Source organism: Acaryochloris marina MBIC11017, from assembly GCF_000018105.1.
GTDB lineage: Bacteria > Cyanobacteriota > Cyanobacteriia > Thermosynechococcales > Thermosynechococcaceae > Acaryochloris > Acaryochloris marina.
Genome location: NC_009925.1, coordinates 4,388,302 through 4,406,188, shown reverse-complemented (window position 1 = coordinate 4,406,188; position 17,887 = coordinate 4,388,302). Strand labels below are relative to the sequence as shown.

Annotated in this window: 16 protein-coding genes; 8 read left to right on the top strand and 8 right to left on the bottom strand. The window is 47.9% G+C overall.

Annotated features, from left to right (window positions below):
• Positions 1-140: 140 nt before the first annotated feature.
• Complete coding sequence (locus AM1_RS19815) at positions 141-824, top strand: SAM-dependent methyltransferase (protein WP_012164679.1); 684 nt, start codon at positions 141-143, stop codon at positions 822-824.
• A 204-nt stretch (positions 825-1,028) separates the two neighbouring features.
• The gene (gene fni / locus AM1_RS19810) at positions 1,029-2,084 is read left to right on the top strand and encodes a type 2 isopentenyl-diphosphate Delta-isomerase (protein WP_049783843.1); all 1,056 of its coding nucleotides are present in this window, start codon (positions 1,029-1,031) and stop codon (positions 2,082-2,084) included.
• 53 nt (positions 2,085-2,137) lie between these two features.
• Here fni and AM1_RS19805 read toward each other — a convergent pair whose 3' ends face one another.
• Together AM1_RS19805 and AM1_RS19800 are read right to left on the bottom strand one after the other, a co-directional pair.
• Positions 2,138-3,865 carry a cyclic nucleotide-binding domain-containing protein gene (locus tag AM1_RS19805; RefSeq protein ID WP_012164677.1) on the bottom strand — a complete coding sequence of 576 codons (1,728 nt, stop codon included), beginning with the start codon at positions 3,863-3,865 and terminating at the stop codon, positions 2,138-2,140.
• A gap of 123 nt (positions 3,866-3,988) precedes the next feature.
• Positions 3,989-4,348 (bottom strand): DUF1830 domain-containing protein, encoded by a 360-nt coding sequence (locus AM1_RS19800; protein WP_012164676.1) that lies wholly within the window; start codon positions 4,346-4,348, stop codon positions 3,989-3,991.
• Positions 4,349-4,687: 339 nt separating this feature from the next.
• Between AM1_RS19800 and AM1_RS19795 the strand changes: the two genes are divergently transcribed.
• The gene (locus tag AM1_RS19795; RefSeq protein WP_012164674.1) at positions 4,688-6,274 is read left to right on the top strand and encodes a photosystem II high light acclimation radical SAM protein; all 1,587 of its coding nucleotides are present in this window, start codon (positions 4,688-4,690) and stop codon (positions 6,272-6,274) included.
• A 137-nt stretch (positions 6,275-6,411) separates the two neighbouring features.
• Here AM1_RS19795 and AM1_RS19790 read toward each other — a convergent pair whose 3' ends face one another.
• The 6 genes from AM1_RS19790 to ftsH all read right to left on the bottom strand — a co-directional run bounded on the left by AM1_RS19790 (position 6,412) and on the right by ftsH (position 12,713).
• A complete protein-coding gene (locus tag AM1_RS19790; RefSeq protein WP_012164673.1) occupies positions 6,412-7,416 on the bottom strand; it encodes a type I glyceraldehyde-3-phosphate dehydrogenase in 1,005 nt (334 codons plus the stop codon).
• A gap of 152 nt (positions 7,417-7,568) precedes the next feature.
• The gene (gene radC, locus AM1_RS19785; RefSeq protein WP_012164672.1) at positions 7,569-8,300 is read right to left on the bottom strand and encodes a RadC family protein; all 732 of its coding nucleotides are present in this window, start codon (positions 8,298-8,300) and stop codon (positions 7,569-7,571) included.
• 180 nt (positions 8,301-8,480) lie between these two features.
• Positions 8,481-9,203: an orotidine-5'-phosphate decarboxylase gene (gene pyrF / locus AM1_RS19780; RefSeq protein ID WP_012164671.1), complete on the bottom strand. Its 723-nt coding sequence runs from the start codon at positions 9,201-9,203 to the stop codon at positions 8,481-8,483.
• 33 nt (positions 9,204-9,236) lie between these two features.
• On the bottom strand, positions 9,237-10,034 hold the full coding sequence (gene cobA / locus AM1_RS19775; protein WP_012164670.1) for a uroporphyrinogen-III C-methyltransferase: 798 nt from the start codon (positions 10,032-10,034) through the stop codon (positions 9,237-9,239).
• Positions 10,035-10,062: 28 nt separating this feature from the next.
• Positions 10,063-10,785: a sirohydrochlorin chelatase gene (locus tag AM1_RS19770; protein ID WP_012164669.1), complete on the bottom strand. Its 723-nt coding sequence runs from the start codon at positions 10,783-10,785 to the stop codon at positions 10,063-10,065.
• Positions 10,786-10,808: 23 nt separating this feature from the next.
• Entirely contained in the window at positions 10,809-12,713 is a 1,905-nt protein-coding gene (ftsH, locus tag AM1_RS19765) for an ATP-dependent zinc metalloprotease FtsH (RefSeq protein WP_012164668.1), read from the bottom strand.
• 380 nt (positions 12,714-13,093) lie between these two features.
• Between ftsH and AM1_RS19760 the strand changes: the two genes are divergently transcribed.
• The 5 genes from AM1_RS19760 to AM1_RS19740 all read left to right on the top strand — a co-directional run bounded on the left by AM1_RS19760 (position 13,094) and on the right by AM1_RS19740 (position 17,783).
• Complete coding sequence (locus AM1_RS19760) at positions 13,094-13,417, top strand: STAS domain-containing protein (protein ID WP_012164667.1); 324 nt, start codon at positions 13,094-13,096, stop codon at positions 13,415-13,417.
• 118 nt (positions 13,418-13,535) lie between these two features.
• Complete coding sequence (locus AM1_RS19755) at positions 13,536-14,891, top strand: tetratricopeptide repeat protein (protein ID WP_012164666.1); 1,356 nt, start codon at positions 13,536-13,538, stop codon at positions 14,889-14,891.
• A gap of 107 nt (positions 14,892-14,998) precedes the next feature.
• Positions 14,999-16,438 carry a dihydrolipoyl dehydrogenase gene (lpdA, locus tag AM1_RS19750; RefSeq protein ID WP_012164665.1) on the top strand — a complete coding sequence of 480 codons (1,440 nt, stop codon included), beginning with the start codon at positions 14,999-15,001 and terminating at the stop codon, positions 16,436-16,438.
• Positions 16,439-16,526: 88 nt separating this feature from the next.
• A complete protein-coding gene (trpC, locus tag AM1_RS19745) occupies positions 16,527-17,438 on the top strand; it encodes an indole-3-glycerol phosphate synthase TrpC (RefSeq protein ID WP_012164664.1) in 912 nt (303 codons plus the stop codon).
• Positions 17,439-17,549: 111 nt separating this feature from the next.
• Positions 17,550-17,783 carry a DUF5340 domain-containing protein gene (locus AM1_RS19740; RefSeq protein WP_010475367.1) on the top strand — a complete coding sequence of 78 codons (234 nt, stop codon included), beginning with the start codon at positions 17,550-17,552 and terminating at the stop codon, positions 17,781-17,783.
• The last annotated feature ends 104 nt before the right edge of the window (positions 17,784-17,887 follow it).

Here is a 17,887-nt window from a genome sequence, read left to right as displayed (position 1 = left end):
ACTCCACCTATGCTGAATCAAATGCTGCTTCTACAGACAGCATAAATGAGGATCGTTTTTCTTCTTATACTTCTTTGTAATACATTGAAGCATAGAAGCCATACTATTCCTCTTCAACATCTGTAAGTCAGTTAATTTCTATGGCAATACAGCTAAATTCTGTGGTCCCCTTTGGGCGCTCACGGAATGAATACATCAAAATGTTTAATCTCACGGCGGCTGATTTAGGCCGTTCAATTCTAGGGGCGGGAGACGGTCCTGCAAGTTTTAATGCTGAGTCCACTCCCCTGGGGAGCCAAATTATTTCTGTCGATCCGATCTATGAATTGAGTGGTGCGGCCATTCAGCAGAGATTTGAAACCGTTCTGGATGACATTATCAATCAGGTCAAAGCAACGCCTCAAGATTGGGTTTGGTCCTATCATTCATCCCCCGAAGATCTCCGTCACAATCGCATTCAAGCCATGCAAAACTTCCTGCAAGATTATGAGCTGGGAAAACAACAAAAGCGGTATCAAACTGCAGCATTACCCACACTGCCGTTTCCTAATCAAACCTTTGAGCTCGCATTGTGTTCCCATTTTCTCTTCTTATATTCCCAGCAGTATGATGTGGCTTTTCATCTAGCTGCAATTCGAGAACTGCTGAGGATCAGCGCTGAAGTACGCATCTTTCCTCTGCTAACGCTGATGCTGAAACCCTCTCCATACATCCAACCCGTTATTCAAGCTTGTCAGGATTGGGGGTATGTCGCCTCCATTGAAACTGTTGGTTATGAACTACAGAAAGGGGGGAATCAAATGCTGGTCATCCATACCCCATAGCTTGTCCTGCCCCAAAATATTACTGTCCAATCACTGTATTCCAAACAACCTGGATCAACACGCGGGCAATAGCAAATGGTCAGCGAACTAAATCCCAAATGCTTGAAATCTCAGCCAAGTCAACAGAATTTTGCATAATTAAGAGAGCTTCCGGTCACAAAGCCAGCAATTGGTTCTGCCCGGTTGATGTCTTATCTCTTTTCCATGCGAGTGACTTCTACTTCCCCCAACACTGATGAGGCCATCAAAACCCGTAAGGCCGACCATCTCCGCATCTGTTTAGATGACAAAGTCCAGTGTAAATCAATCACCACTGGTTTTGAACAGTACCGTTTCCAGCACTGCTGTTTACCAGAGTTAGCGCTGGAAGATATCCAGTTATCGACGACTTTTTTAGGAAAGTCTCTGGGGGCACCGCTGTTGATCTCATCCATGACGGGGGGAACTGAACTAGCCAAAACCATTAATCAGCGGTTAGCAATCGTTGCTCAAGAGTTCAAGATTGCCATGGGCGTGGGGTCACAGCGAGTGGCCGTGGAACATCCTCAGGTTGCTGATACCTTTGCTGTGCGATCTCATGCACCAGACATTCCCCTCTTTGCCAACTTAGGAGCAGTCCAGCTTAACTATGGCTATAACCTAGACGCCTGCCGCCGCAGCATTGATTTACTAGAAGCCGATGCCTTAATTTTGCACCTCAATCCCCTACAAGAATGCATTCAAAGTCACGGCGATACCAACTTCCGTAATCTGTTTACGCAGATTGGCAAACTCTGCCAACAGCTCCCTGTTCCTGTCATTGTCAAAGAAGTTGGCAATGGTATTTCTGCTCCTTTAGCCATACGCTTAGTAGACGTTGGTGTCGCAGCCATTGATGTAGCCGGTGCAGGCGGCACGTCCTGGGCCAAAGTCGAAGGGGAACGGGCGGAAGATATCCGTCAGCGTCGACTCGGCCAAACCTTCTCAGATTGGGGTTTGCCCACTGCAGAATGTGTGGCGTCCATTTTTCAAGCCAATTCTAAGATCCCATTAATTGCTTCTGGTGGCCTACGCAATGGCCTTGATGCTGCCAAAGCTCTGGCGCTAGGAGCTGATGTAGCAGGAATGGCTTACCCATTCTTACAAGCCGCCCATGAATCAGAAGCCGCTCTACACACTCTTATGGAAATGCTCATTGCTGAGTTAGAAACGGTACTCTTTTGCACCGGGAATGCAACGATAACAGACTTACAAGCCTCTCAATGCCTACTTCAGACCTAATCATGCCGGGCAAGCAAATAATCAACAGATAATGCCTCCCTTTGGATGTCTTTTTATATCCCAAACAAGGTCTGAATACGACGACGGATCCAGATAAAGGGATCGTCCCCCGCCGATTCTGATGGATTAATCTGCGTCAGGCCCAATTCTTCAAGCACTTGTTGCCTCTGAGAGAGAGACTTTGCAATCTCTTCGGCTAGAGCTTTGTAATTCTGGAGTAATTTTTGTAACGCTTGTCGATCGACTACAAATAAGGTTGTCGCTTCAAGAACCCGCATGGTTGCCGTTCGTGGTGCCCCGGTTAATAAAGAAATCTCACCAAAAAAGTCGCCAACACCTAAGATGGCGATTTGGCGATTGAGTTTTTGAGAATAGACTTCTACTTGGCCTGAAAGGATAACGTAAAAGGACTCACCTGATTCATTTTCCCGAAAAATCACTTGTTCAGGAGCATAAAACTGTCGATATCCTTGTTCAATTAATACTCTCAATTGAGCATTCGTACAGTTTTCAAAATAGCTGACCTTACGCAACAAGACCCGTAAGGTGCTGTTCTTCGTGACTTTAATGCCCGTTTTGAGTTTGAGCCCCTCCCCGCTAGCAACCGTTGGCAGTGGAGCAGCAGCCTCTGGTTGAGGTTGTAAAGCCTGGGCTAACGCTTCAGGATTCTTTAACCACAGCTCTCGTTGGGGAAAAGGGATTTGGATGTTCTTACGATTTAACTCTTGTTCAATCAAAAAATTGAGTGAACTCTTGATAGGTTCAAAATCACAAGGCTGGTTTATCCATGCCAATAATTCAAATTTATAAGCATCATCCCCAAAAGATTTGAACCATACCTGCGGAGGAGGGTACTTTAAAACTCGCGATTCTGACCGCGCTGCAATCAATAAGGCTTCTGTCACTAAAACCGTATCGGTACCATAGGCAACACTCACAGGAATATGCAAGCGACTTTCTGGCGTTTGGTAAGTCCAATTGATGACGTTTTTAGCAAAAAACCGTTGATTAGGCACTACAACAAACAGCCGATCTTGAGTCCGAACAATCGTCGAACGAATAGAAATTCGCTCAATAGTCCCTAACAAACCATCTACTTCTACAAAATCTCCGACCCGGATTTGCTGTTCCAGTAATAGGGTCAAACCACTCACGAAGTTACTGGCTAGCTCTTGCAAACCAAAACCTAAACCCAAACCCAAAACACCAGCAATAACAGCCAATGAGCTCAGATCTATCCCTACCGATTGGAGAAGAATGATGAAGCCAATCAGACCAAAGGTATAGCTGATGATAGTAGAGATGGCGGCTTGAGCTCCCCGCTCCATACGAGTCTGGGGCAGAATGCTCTTCTTAAGCCACTGACCACATAACCGAGCGCCCACAAAAACCAAAACAGTGATTGAGACAAAGATGATGAGCGTCAACAAGGAGATCGGATTCTTCCGTTCTCCGACATCCGTAAAAGGGGTATTCAACGCTCCCCAAAACTTGTCAGGAAAAGCCGCCAGACCAGTGATAAACAACTGTCTAATAGGTTGGAGGGCAGGGATGAGCGTCAAGATATTGTAAAAGGCGACTAGCCAAATCCCGAGTCTTAACCCAAACAGCAAACACCGTCGTAAAAGGGGGTAAATCGCTCGACCTTTTTTGGGAGCCGTTCTCAAACGCCCCTGCATCCAGCGCCCCATCAACCAATCTGAGATCGCAGCTCCTCCCAAGATCCCCACAACAATGAATAGGTTCTTGAGGAAATGAACATCAACAGCGAATAGAGTCATTTGCCTCAATAATTTAGACCGCACAAATTATAGACAGCAGAAAGGGGTGAGCTCAACTCACCCCTTTCCTTAGGATTATGCAATTGAATAGCGCTGTAGGCACTGGATTAAACTGAAATAAAGTTAGGACACCTTAGCTGCTTCAGGAACGCTACGCATGCTAGAAGGTTCCGAGGTTCCAGCCGCTTCATTTTCACCTTGCAAAAACTGCTTGGACGCACTCACACTTTGGTGTAAGCGAAGACGATAACAAGGAATGGTATCTGACAAGATTGCACTTGCCATCATCCCAGTGTGAATCTCCAGGTGAGCCTCAGGCACAGACTCAAACATTAACCGCTGGCCAGGAAACACAACACGTTCAAAATACCAGTTAGGGATATTCGTAATCCGAGCAACTTGGATCTTATTCGTTGAATTAACGTAACAGCAGACAATGAGATCTGAATCGTTTGGAGGGACGGGATCGATGACTTGTGGCATGGCAACTCACGGAAAAGGGTAATTTTATGGGTCTTTTTAATGGGTATTTAACGCAAACTTAAGCTAACATTCATCGATCCCAAACCGCTGTAAATATCGTTACTTAATTGATTTACTACTTAGAAAAAGCTATGATCTTCACTTTTTCTTTAGAATTGATGCTTGTTAGTTAAGTTGGGATCATATCGAAACTATCTTAACGAAGAATCTTGGGATCGGTGGGTGAGTCAGTGCAAAGGCATCGGTCTAGACAAACACTCTAGGGCAACTCAGTACTATGATTAAGATATATAACCTAGGTGTTAATCACCTTATACCTTAACGTTCTCTCAAGGCGTGATGAACAATCCTCGAATCCTATACATTCGTCTACCTTGTAATCCCATTTTTCCCATTGGGGTCGTTTACCTCGCCGATCATATTCACAAATGTCTACCTCATGTCGAGCAACGTATCTTTGATTTAGGCACCGTCCCTCCCCTGGACTTCAAGCCAGCATTGGATCGCTGTATAGATGACTTCCAGCCTGATCTCCTTGTTTTTTCCTGGCGAGACATCCAAATTTACGCTCCTGTAGGTGGTAGAGGTGGCAATCCCCTACAACATGCCTTTGAGCTGTACTACGGTAAAAACCCTTGGACAAAGCTCAAAGGTGCTTTTGGTGGATTAAGGGTGTTTATTGCCTACTACGCAGAGTTATGGAGAAATTCAGGGCTAATCAAGCGAGGACTCAAGCGAGCCCAGCGATATCATTCTGAAGCTCAGACGGTAGTTGGAGGTGGTGCAGTCAGCGTTTTTTATGAACAGTTAGGAACTCAGCTGCCGAAAGGGAGCATTGTCTCTGTGGGCGAGGGAGAGGTCCTATTAGAGAAACTGTTGACAGGGCAAGAATTTCGAGATGAACGATGCTATGTAGTAGGCGAGAAAGCTCCCCGAGATCGCATGATCCATGAATGGCCCACCGAGATCGACAAAACGGCCTGCGATTATCCATACATTGCGAGTATTTGGCCTGATTTTGAATATTATTTTGAGTCTCAAGACTTCTACATGGGTGTTCAAACCAAGCGAGGATGCCCTCACAACTGTTGCTATTGCGTCTACACCGTCATTGAAGGTAAGCGCGTCCGAGTCAATCCCGCTGAAGAAGTCGTTGCTGAAATGCAGCAGCTGTACAATCGCGGCATTCGTAACTTCTGGTTTACCGACGCTCAATTCATCCCAGCACGACGATATATTCCTGACGCGATTGAGTTACTACAAAAAATCATCGATGCTGGTTTGACCGACATTCATTGGGCTGCCTATATTCGCGCTGACAATCTCACCCCTGAACTCTGTGATCTGATGGTCAAAACAGGGATGAATTATTTTGAGATTGGGATCACCAGTGGCTCTCAAGAACTGGTTCGCAAAATGCGGATGGGATATAACTTACGAACCGTGCTGCAAAACTGCCGAGATCTAAAAACGGCTGGCTTCAATGATTTAGTCTCTGTCAATTATTCTTTCAATGTCATCGATGAGCGTCCAGAAACGATTCGCCAGACAATTGCCTATCATCGAGAACTAGAAAAGATCTTTGGAGCAGATAAGGTCGAACCAGCCATTTTTTTTATTGGCCTACAACCCCATACCCATCTCGAAGAATATGCCTTTGACAACAATATTTTGAAGCCTGGCTATAACCCCATGAGTCTCATGCCTTGGACGGCCAAGAAATTGCTTTGGAATCCTGAGCCCATGGGTTCGGTATTTGGAGAAGTATGTCTCCAAGCTTGGAAGCAAAGTCCCAATGATTTTGGGCGAGAGGTGATGAATATTTTGGAACAGCGTTTTGGTCGCGCTCCCTTGAATGAAGCTTTGACAGCCACCATTGAACCCAAAAAGCGATCACTGGCAACAGCTAGCCGAATGGGCTCATAAGCATCCTTTCAGAAGGATGTTTGACGCACAGTTCAACAGATAGATCTTGCTACACATAGAAACCCCTCACCTATTTCCAGATGAGGGGTTTTATTTGAATCATTGTACTCTGGCATCAAGAACCCAGAGCGTGAGATTTACCACTTCTGAGCAACATACTCAGCTAGGTCAAGCACGCGCTGACTATAACCCCACTCATTGTCATACCAAGCTACAACCTTGATCATGTTGCCGCCCATGCCCATGGTAAGGGAACCATCAACAATAGAAGAACAATCATGTCCCTTGAAGTCACCTGAGACCAAAGGCTCTTCGTTGAAAGCAATGATTCCTTTCATTGAGCTTTCAGACGCTTGCTTAAGAACTTCATTAACAGACTCAGCAATCGCTGGCTTCTCAGTTTGGGCAACAAAGTCACAAACTGACACGTTAGGGGTTGGCACCCGCAAGGCAATACCGTTGAGCTTCCCTTGCAGTGCAGGAATCACAGTACCCACTGCTTTGGCAGCACCAGTGGAAGTTGGCACAATGTTAACTGCAGCAGCACGAGCCCGTCGCAAATCTCGGTGGCTGGCATCTAGAATGCGCTGGTCGCCAGTGTAGCTGTGAGTGGTGGTCATCAAGCCATGAACAATTCCAAACTGCTCATGCAAGATTTTAACCACAGGGGCCAAACAGTTGGTTGTACAACTGGCATTACTGAGAATGGGCTCGCTGGGATCATAATCCTCATGGTTTACCCCAACCACATACATACCCACACCACCCTTACCAGGGGCTGTGATTAATACTTTTTTGGCGCCAGCTTCAATATGCTTGCTCGCTCCTTCTTTGGTGACAAACACGCCTGTAGATTCGATCACTAGATCGATGTCCCAATCTTTCCAAGGCAGGTTAGCAGGGTTCCGATCAGAGACACATTTAATGACATGGCCATTCGCGACAATCGTGTTATCGACTGCTTTAATGTCTGCATCTAAACGACCCAGCATGGAGTCATAGGTCAACAGGTGGGCATTTGTTTTGGGGTCAGAAGTATCATTTAATCCGACAATCTCGATGTTGCTGTTCGGCCGTAAAAGCCAACAACGCATAAAATTTCGTCCAATTCTCCCGAACCCGTTGATCGCTACTCTAATCACTGCGTCTTATCCTTATGTTCAATGTATAGTCTATAGTCAAGCCAGTAGTGACCCTCAATCATCATATCGTACAAGGCAGCCCTATTCTCTAAAGACTTTGTGCCTTGAAAATTGAGGGTATTTAAGTCTATGACTGGCGCAGAAATATAGAACTATAGGTCTTGAGGACAATCGTTCCACAGAGATGTCGTTTGGCGAAGGCTGGTAAAGTCACCGTTCCCCAAAATGAGATGATCCAGTAAAGGTAAGCCTAAAATTTGCGCACCTGAGAGCAGCTGCTGAGTCAATTCAAGATCTTCAGGGCTAGGATCCGTCTGCCCCGATGGATGGTTATGGGCCACAATGGCTCGGGTTGCTCCCTTACGGATAATTTCTCGAAAAATATCGCGGGGATGGGCTAGGGTTTCCGTCGCAGTGCCAATACTCACCACTTGCGTTCCGAGTAACCGATGCTTGACATCTAGCAGAAGTACGGCAAAACGTTCTTGAGATTGCCACATTAACTCACCGGCTAAGGCCGCAGCAGCAACGGCTGGATCATCTATCACAGTCAATTCAGGCGGACGAGCTTGGCAAATTCTTTTCCCTAATTCAATTGCAGCCAGGATGGTCGTCGCCTTCGCAGGACCTATACCTTGAATAGTGGTGAGTTCAGACGCATTGACATCCCTCAGAACCGTAAGTGGATCTTGCTGATGTTCGCTGAAATGCTGCAGAACATGCTGACCTAAACCTACCGCAGACAACTTGCCTGGTCCTTGGCCTGTCCCGAGGAGTATGGCCAGTAACTCTGCATGAGTCAAATATTTAGCCCCTTGGGCAATAAGACGTTCACGAGGGCGATCGCTTTCGGGTAAGTCTAAAATCCTTAAGCTGTAGGTCATCGTCGCGAAATTACGGGCTCCCTAAATCACAGGACATGGGCATCGACACTCGCACTCATGTTTAGTACACCCACTTTCGTCCCACACTCAAACAGAGCATCTAACATCCATCAGTCAATTCCGATCGGTAATGACGACGCTTGACAGCTAAAACACGATAGAAGCCAGCCGTTTTTGCTATCAAGCGCTAACTAAATCGGTACAGATCTGTTGAAAGGCCTGTTGAGGATCAGTAGCAGTCGTGATCGGGCGACCAATGACCAAATAGTTGGCCCCTGCTTGCATGGCTGCAGTGGGTGTCATAGCCCGTTTTTGATCACCTGTCACTGATCCTGGAGGGCGCACGCCTGGACAAACGATGAGAAATTCATCCCCGCATACCTGACGCATTTGTTCTGCTTCGTGAGGCGAACAGACGATCCCATTTAGACCTGACTCTTGAGCCAACAGACCCATTTGCAAGGCATACTCGGGAAGTTCCAGGGGTATTTTTAAGTCCAAGGCCAGCTCGCGGAGAGAGAGACTGGTCAATACTGTAATCGCAATCAACTTCGGAGGAGCCGTTTGAGCCGATTGAGCGCCTTCTTGTAAAGCCTGTTGCGCAGCAGAGAGGGCAGGACGACCTGCTGTGGCATGAATCGTGAGTAGATCCACGCCATAAGTGGCAGCAGACCGGCAAGCACCAGCCACAGTATTGGGAATATCGTGAAATTTTAGATCGAGAAAAACCTTTTTTTGGCGCTGTTTAAGCTGCTCTAAGATACTGGGGCCACAGCTCACAAACAGCTCTAAACCGACTTTCCAAAATTGAACTTGGGGAATCTGATCGATCAATGCGATCGCATCTGCCTCTGAAGGCACATCTAACGGCACAATAATTCGTTGAGCAATCTCAGTCGTCACGACACCAGCCTGCAATAGCGGTCGTTTAATACTCTACTGCCTAGGAATTACCTTTGGGCGACTCTCGGCCAATAGGGGATGAAGATTGACCACATTTCCAATGACGGCCACAGCCGGAGCCTCAAATTGAGCCGCTTCCATTTGGCTGAGAATGGTGGCCAAGGTCCCCACGAGTTCTTCTTGATCGGGGCGAGTCCCCCAACGAACTAATGCAATGGGGGTATCTGGGTCTTTTCCTGCCGCGTCCAGTTCAGACAAAATATGGGACAGATTATGCACCCCCATATAAATCACCAGGGTTTCGGATGCCTCCGCCATGGCTCGCCAATTGACCCGAGGTCGATATTTGTCGATCGGTTCATGGCCAGTCACAAAGGTAACGGAGGAACTGTAGTTGCGATGGGTGACCGGAATACCGGCATAGGCAGGTGCCGCAATACCCGCTGTAATCCCTGGAATAATTTCTACAGAAACCCCTGCTTGGATTAAATCTTCCATTTCTTCTCCTCCCCGGCCAAAGACAAAGGGGTCTCCCCCCTTGAGTCGGACGACGACGGCATGGGTTTGGGCTTTATCAATCAGCAACTGGGTAGTTTCTGCTTGTAACAGAGAATGCTGCCCGCGACGTTTACCGGCATGAATCTTCTCGGCTTGATCACCAATCATAGCCAGAATTTCTGGGCTAACGAGGGCATCATAGATCACCACATCAGCACATTCTAGAAGTGTCTTACCTTTGAGCGTGAGTAATCCGGGGTCACCGGGTCCCGCTCCCACAAGATATACTTTCCCAAAACAAGTGGCTGGCGGCTGGGGAAAATCAGTGGTCATAGACAACCTGAAAAAGAGGGTAAAACAATCAGGCAGTTATTAACTCTTGAATTAAATGAACGAGAGGAGCACTGGGTTCTAAAGGTGAAGAAAAAGTTAAATTTATGTGCTTAAAATCACATTTTAGCTGATCAACCTCCTGGGAAATGGTGTCTATGATACTGCCCGTAAACAAAAAATAGGGCTTTACACCCACCTTCAACCCAGGTTGAGCCGCCATTTGAGTCACCGTTTGTCGCAAACTCGGAGACACGGACCAGTAGGCTGGCGCTGCATCTAGTTGTTGGGCCAGGGTCTCAACCGGTTGGTTCCCTCCTGGATATCGACTGCCATGGGACAGCAGAATCCAGCGATCCACATCCGTGTCGGCCATGGTAGCCCGTAGGATTTGGCAAAGGTTTGGATGGCTACCTAGATGCGATCGCACCTCAATCTCTAATGACTGCGGTAAAAACTGGCGCACCGTCGTCACCACGTCAGGGATATCCACTCTGACATGGGTGCCAGGTAACAGGAATAGCGGCAAAATCACGAGTTGATCAATGTGGGTGAGCTGCTGTCCCCAATGACAAATTTGCTGTTTCAGGGGAACAGAGCCAAATTCCAAAGTAGCCGTCTTGACCCATGGAGACTGGTCTCCTCGAGACTGCAAAGCCTGTTTCACCTGGTGGCCCAATTGGTGCAGAGCCGCTTGCGATCGCGGATCACGACTCCCATGGGCCACCAGCAAATATGCAGAGCGAGCACTCACACGCCTCAACACCCCGGCAGTGGTTAGGACAAGATCGGTAACGACGGCAATGGCTCGGGCAGAATAGGCTTCTTGTCTACCGCCTGACCATAATCCACTACGATTTGACGGAATTCATCTCCTTCGATGGTTTCCCGCTCCAGCAGCACTTCTACCAGTTTGTCGACTAAACTACGATTTTCGCGGAGCATGCGTCGCGCTTTTTCGTAGCAGTACATGACAATATCTCGAACTTGGCGGTCAATTTGGACGGCCATTTCCTGGGAATATTCAGCCCGATTTCCCCAGTCGCCACCTAAAAAGACATCTCCCCCGTTGCCGCTTTCAAGTGCGACGTAGCCGAGGTCAGACATGCCCAACTGAGTGACCATTTCCCGAGTTAGACTCGCCACTTGCTTAATATCGCTACTCGCACCAATAGTGACTTCGGCATCGCCAAAGACTTCTACCTCAGCAGCCCGTCCTCCCAGCAAAATGGTGATTTGATCAATAATAAAAGCCCGGGTGTATAAGCCACTATCTACCCGCTCTTCGTTATAAATGGGTTGAGAGAAGCCACCGATCCCCCCCGAACGAGGCAAGATGGTCACTTTATTGAGGGGGTCAGCATCCTTTAACAGGGTTTCTAACAAGGCATGACCTACTTCATGGTAGGCAATCAGCCATTTCTTTTTACTGTCTAAATGGGGAGCCATTGCCAAGCCAATGGTGATCCGATCAATAGCATCATCCACTTCTAGCTCAGTGATGGCATCCTTCCGACGCCGAGCCGTTAAGATTGCCGCCTCATTCAAGAGGTTCGCCAACGCCGCGCCAGAGAACCCTGGAGTACGACGAGCAATCGCTTCGAGGGAGACCTGGGGAGACATTTTCTTCTCCCGGCTATGGACTTCTAGAATACCGAGTCGGCCTTTAAAGGCCGGTAAATCCACCGTGACTTGTCGATCAAAACGACCGGGACGCAAAAGAGCGGTATCGAGAATATCTGGACGGTTAGTGGCGGCAATAATAATGATGCCGGTATTCCCCTCAAAACCATCCATTTCGGTCAGCAACTGGTTGAGGGTCTGTTCCCGTTCATCATTGCCCCCGCCAATCCCAGCACCTCGCTGGCGACCGACCGCATCAATTTCGTCGATAAAGACTAAGCACGGGGCATTCTCTTTTGCCTTTTTGAACAGATCGCGGACCCGAGAGGCTCCGACCCCAACAAACATCTCCACAAATTCGGAGCCAGAAATACTGAAGAAAGGCACCCCTGCCTCTCCAGAAATCGCTTTAGCTAACAGAGTTTTCCCCGTTCCAGGAGGACCAATCAGCAACACGCCCCTGGGAATGCGAGCCCCCACCGCCGTAAATCGTTCGGGCTGCTTTAAGAAGGTCACTACTTCTTGGAGTTCTTCCTTAGCTTCTTCGATCCCGGCCACATCTACAAAGGTGACACCGGTTTCAGATTCCATCTGGAACCGCGCTTTGGATTTGCCAAAGTTAAGAATCTGGCCTGGACCACTGCTCGATCCGGCTGTTCGCCGTAAGAATACAAGAAACAGAAAAATAATAAAGATAAAGAGCAGAAATTGAGACAAGATGCCCAATAGGGGGTTTTCCCCTGGATCAGGGACTTGTTCAAAGTCAACCTTGTTCTCGCGCAGGATGCTGAATAACTCTGGATCCTTATCAAACAAAATGACTTTGGAATACTCAGCGTCTTCGGGCTGGCCTTTGAGCTTGAATTCGGCAATCCGTTGTTTTTCGTAGATCTTGGCAGTCTTAATCCTACGAGCCTCGATATGCTCAATAAAGTCGCTGTAGGATACGTTTTCGTCTTTAGACTCAGCCAATACCGGTAGAGGCTGGGACAGGACAACACCTACCACGAGTGCGGAGAGCTGTCTGACCCATCTGCGTTGGCCTAATTTTTGGTTCATGCTGGCGTATCTTTTAGCATTTGTGGGGGGCACTGGATTTACCTTCAGAGTAGGTAAATTAATTCTGTCTCTTCAAGCCTAGTTTACAAATCATTTACTCAGCAACTCTTCATTCTTTCAACAAAGATATTACGCACCATTTTCGACCATTTATCACTGACGAATGACAGACCCAAACCAATCGCAAGCCTGGCTTTCAATTATCAGTATCTCTACAAAATCGGCCCGGGGTTTTGAAATTTAGGACCCGGATGTTCCCTTGGTTCAAGAATGGGGAATTCTGAGTATACAACGCCTGATTTCGGGCGACTGGTCGGTCTATCCAGTTTGCCCAATCCCTAACCAAATCCATACAGAACTGAACGAGGAGTTCACCAGAGATGAGCCATAAAGTTGTCCAACCCACAGAACTACTAGATGGAATCAGTGCTAATCAGTTGCGCCGCGAAATCACTGATGTGATGACCGAAGGCGTCAAAACCATCCTCGTAGATTTGCAAGACGTTACCTTCATGAACAGTTCGGCGATTGGCGCTTTAGTCGCAACGCTCAAAGCAGTTCGTGCTGGAGGTGGCGAAATGTTTCTATGCTCCCTGAACGATCAGGTGCGCATTATTTTTGAATTGACCAAAATGGACCAGATTTTCAAAATTTGTGCTGACCGCCAAGAATTTGAGCAAAAGTTTGCGGTTACAGCCAATTAGGTCAATTTTGTTGCAAATCAAGCCATAGAGCACCTGAGCTTGGTTCCATGACATCTATGCATACCCCTCAGCGATCGCATCTAGCGTATCGCTGTTTTATTGACTTGCCTATCACAGCGTGAACATCCGAAAAATCCTGCACCTATTCATTCACCCCTGGCGAATTGGAGCCGTTGCAGGTATTCCCCTTTATGCAGATCTGACTTGCTTAGTTGCGATTGCCCTTGGGTCGATGTATTTGGCTCGGATGAGTCAAGCCTTTCACCCCGAATTGGGTCTAGCTATCGGCGTCATTGTCAGCTTTGCCCTACCCCTCTCCATCTTTATCCATGAGATGAGTCGAGCCCTGGCAGCGAAGCATTATCAAATCTCGGTCCAAGGGGTTTACATTCGGGGGCTGGGATCCGTCGCTAAGACCGATCAGACCTTTGCCCATCCCTTGCAAATGCTAGAAGTTTACTTTGCAGGAACCCTGGTGAACTTTATCTTATATGCAGGCCTCAATCTACTCGGCAACTTATCCTTGAACCTGGGAGGGACGGCGATTATTTCTTTGAATCACATCAAAGAATTTAACTTCGTCCTAGCCATGTTTTCTCTGGTCCCCCTCGTGCCCCTGAATGGTGGCTATATTTTCAGGGGGCTGCAGTGGGAGTGGACCCGCAAGCAACATCCCCTAGCGGGCCATGATGTCTACGGGGCTTATATTGCAGGTGGCGCAGCGATTGCCCTGGGTTTGATCTGGTATGGTAATCGGCCTTTTTTAGGGGTATGGATGCTGTACTTGGGACTCATGACTTGCCTCAGATACCTCCTTTTTGAGGGAGAGTTTTTGCCTCTCTCGGTGGAGCAGCGGCCCCCTAGGCCATTGGCAACGGCCACAGCGAATATCCCGACAACGGCCGCCTCCCGTTCTCCTGCCCCACCAGCCCGATCGACCGCTACAAAGCCCGCTATCCGACCTTTAGACTTCAATTATTTAAATGCGGAGTTCTTGTCGGTGACTGAACCAGATCAGCAATTCCAGCAAGGGTTAGACTCCACCCAAGAAATGCGGTTACAAAATGCGATCGCATCTTTCAATGCCATTCTGGAGAAAGCCCCCAATAATGCCTCTGCACTCCACAATCGAGGCAATGCTTACCTACAACTGGGGAAAAAGCAAGCGGCCCTCAGTGATTTTCAGGCAGCTCTCCATCTGAAAACCGACGTCCTAGAGATCTATTTTGGTAAGGGCAATGCCCACTTTGCTCTAGGGGATTTTCAGGGGGCGATTATGGAATACTCCGAAATTCTTAAACGAGATCCCGACCATGCCCGGGCTTATTTCAATCGGGCCAGTGCCCAAGTGTTGAACGGCAATCGTCAGGCCGCCATTGCGGATTTCAAGCAGGCGCATACCCTGTTTGCCGCTATTGCAGATCAAACCCATACCTGCAAGATTGACCGACGTTTGCAGATTTTAACCCCATGAGCGCTCACCCGCTTGCTTAAAGCCCCGGCTCCAGTGAACAATAGGGAATGTAAGTTAGATGAATAATCATCTAACCCGCCGAATTGATTCCTGATCGGGAGAGCAACGTGACCCAACAATTTGACTATGACCTGGTAATTATTGGCGCTGGTGTTGGCGGTCATGGTGCGGCTTTGCATGCAGTAGACTGTGGTCTGAAAACTGCCATTATTGAAGCTGCAGATATGGGAGGTACCTGTGTAAATCGGGGCTGCATCCCCTCTAAAGCCTTGTTAGCAGCGTCCGGACGGGTGCGCGAACTCCGCGATCAACATCATCTGCAATCCCTAGGCATTCAACTGGGTCAAGTGAACTTCGACCGGGGCCAAATTGCGGCCCATGCTGATAACCTTGTCGATACCATTCGCGGCAATCTCACCAATAGCCTCACTCGCCTAAAAGTCGAGATTATTCACGGCTGGGGCAAAGTCATCGGTAACCAAAAAGTGGTCGTCAAGTCCGACGCAGGTGAGCAGACCATTACTTCCCGTGACATTATCATCGCCAGTGGTTCAGTACCGTGGGTTCCCCCAGGAATCGAAATTGATGGCCGAACCGTCTTTACCAGTGACGATGCCATTCGTTTGTCTTGGCTCCCTGATTGGGTCGCGATTATCGGTAGCGGCTATATTGGCCTCGAATTTTCCGATGTCTACACCGCCTTGGGCAGTGAAGTGACGATTATCGAAGCTCTCGATACGTTAATGCCCACCTTTGACCCGGATATTGCCAAAATTGCCAAACGCGTTTTAATCGATCCGCGAGATATTGACACCCATGCGGGTCGCTTAGCTAAGAAGGTGACCCCCGGTTCTCCCGTTGTGATTGAGCTAGCGGATGTCAAGACCAAAGAAGTGGTTGAGGTCTTAGAAGTAGATGCTTGCTTAGTGGCAACCGGGCGAATTCCAGCCACGGATAATTTGGGACTAGAGGCCATTAGTGTCGATACGGATCGACGAGGCTTTATCCCCGTCAACGATCGGATGCAGGTGTTGAGCCAAGGAGAAGTGGTCCCCCACGTCTATGCCATTGGTGATGCCACGGGCAAAATGATGCTGGCTCATGCCGCTTCTGCCCAAGGAATTGTAGTCGTGGAGAATATTTGCGAACGTCCTCGGGATGTTAATTACCGCAGTATTCCTGCCGCTGCTTTCACCCATCCTGAAATTAGTTTTGTCGGTTTAACGGAACCCCAAGCCAAAGAGTTGGCCAAAACGGAAGGATTTAAAATAAACACAGTCCGGTCCTATTTCAAGGCCAATTCCAAAGCCCTGGCAGAAAGTGAGGCAGATGGCCTCGCCAAATTAATCTACCGTGAAGACACAGGGGAGATTTTAGGGGGGCATATTATTGGTCTCCATGCCGCCGATCTGATTCATGAAGTCTCTAATGCCGTTGCTCAAGGGCAACCAGTCCAGAGCTTAAGCCATTTGGTACATACCCATCCGACCATTTCTGAAGTGATCGATGAGGCCTTCAAGCGAGCAGCCACAGGCTTCGCCCATTGATGGCAATCTGTTCTCGCTAAAAGCCCTGGAACAGTAAGGGGGGTGCTTAAATCGTTATAATTGTTGGACCCTAGCTGTTTTGGTCTCCATGCAAATTCGCCGTCGTCCCCCCAGTGTGGCCGTTAATGTTCAAGAGTTACAATATCAGGTTAAAACCCCTGAAAATGAACCTCGCAATATCCTAGAAAAGATTGTTTGGTTCAAAGAAACGGAAGTCGAGCAGATGCGGGACTCTGTCTCCCTTCTAGATTTACGCAAGCAAGTTGCCAATTGTGAGCCCCCCCTATCCTTCCTGGATGCGTTAAAGCATGGCAAGACCCAGCCTGCCCTAATTGCTGAAGTCAAAAAAGCATCGCCCAGCAAAGGCGTGCTGCGGGAAAACTTCGATCCTGTTGCCATTGCTCAGGCCTATGAAGCCGCTGGGGCTTCGTGTCTATCGGTATTGACAGATGCAGAATTTTTCCAGGGCAGCTTTGATTATTTACAACAGATTCGTGCCGCCGTCAGCCTTCCCTTGCTTTGCAAAGAATTTGTGATCTATCCCTACCAAATTTATCTAGCGCGATCTCGGGGAGCAGATGCAGTTTTGCTGATTGCCGCCATTTTGAGCGATCAAGACCTCACCTATTTTCTCAAGATTATTAAATCTTTAGGGATGACTGCCTTAGTTGAGGTGCATACCCTCCCAGAGTTAGAGAGAGTCATGGATATTCCTGGAATTGAGCTTATCGGTATCAATAACCGGGATTTAGAGACGTTTACAGTCGATTTAGAGGTCACCTGCCAATTACTGGCTCAGCAGGGAACCTCTCTTCAAGACCAAGATATCTTAGTGGTCAGTGAGTCAGGTTTACATACCTCCGCAGACCTGGCCCAAGTCAAGCAGGCAGGGGCAGGTGCGGTCTTAATTGGGGAATCCTTAGTAAAAGAAACGGGCAATGCATCTACCCATAGTGAAACAGAACAAATGCAAGCTAAAATTTCTGCTCTTTTTTCCTAAATCGATTCAGCCCCTTCAGTCTATTGAAGATGATTTGACTCTTATGAGCGGCCAGCTAGCATCACTATTTAACAGTTACCCGTTGAACCTATTCAATAATACAGGTCGGTTATGGGGATAGTTCCACTGCCTTCACATATCCATTATGAGCTTTTGCTCCAGATCTTAGAACGGCAGACCTTGCCGTCTTTGAACCCGGCGTCTGGAGAATATAACCAGGCGAAACAAGTGGTTGTCTCCCTGCGCAAAGCCTTGGCCTATCAAAAAACTTTAGAAGATCGATGCAGCCAATCGGACCGGACCGTAGAACATCGCTGGTCCCTCAATGAACAGCAAACGCTATAGCCTTTAAGGGGATAACTCCCTTAGCATTTTTAAAAAAAGGCTGAGCTTATCGAAAGCTTTACGAGTCAACTGTTAAACTAAACCACATTGAATTGCACCAAGCA

What these genes read in the sequence shown, in the direction of transcription:
- AM1_RS19815 (WP_012164679.1), top strand. Translation starts at nt 141, where the DNA reads ATGGCAATACAGCTAAATTCTGTGGTCCCCTTTGGGCGCTCACGGAAT.
- fni (WP_049783843.1), top strand. Translation starts at nt 1,029, where the DNA reads ATGCGAGTGACTTCTACTTCCCCCAACACTGATGAGGCCATCAAAACC.
- AM1_RS19805 (WP_012164677.1), bottom strand. Translation starts at nt 3,865, where the DNA reads ATGACTCTATTCGCTGTTGATGTTCATTTCCTCAAGAACCTATTCATT.
- AM1_RS19800 (WP_012164676.1), bottom strand. Translation starts at nt 4,348, where the DNA reads ATGCCACAAGTCATCGATCCCGTCCCTCCAAACGATTCAGATCTCATT.
- AM1_RS19795 (WP_012164674.1), top strand. Translation starts at nt 4,688, where the DNA reads ATGAACAATCCTCGAATCCTATACATTCGTCTACCTTGTAATCCCATT.
- radC (WP_012164672.1), bottom strand. Translation starts at nt 8,300, where the DNA reads ATGACCTACAGCTTAAGGATTTTAGACTTACCCGAAAGCGATCGCCCT.
- cobA (WP_012164670.1), bottom strand. Translation starts at nt 10,034, where the DNA reads ATGACCACTGATTTTCCCCAGCCGCCAGCCACTTGTTTTGGGAAAGTA.
- ftsH (WP_012164668.1), bottom strand. Translation starts at nt 12,713, where the DNA reads ATGAACCAAAAATTAGGCCAACGCAGATGGGTCAGACAGCTCTCCGCA.
- AM1_RS19760 (WP_012164667.1), top strand. Translation starts at nt 13,094, where the DNA reads ATGAGCCATAAAGTTGTCCAACCCACAGAACTACTAGATGGAATCAGT.
- trpC (WP_012164664.1), top strand. Translation starts at nt 16,527, where the DNA reads ATGCAAATTCGCCGTCGTCCCCCCAGTGTGGCCGTTAATGTTCAAGAG.
- AM1_RS19740 (WP_010475367.1), top strand. Translation starts at nt 17,550, where the DNA reads ATGGGGATAGTTCCACTGCCTTCACATATCCATTATGAGCTTTTGCTC.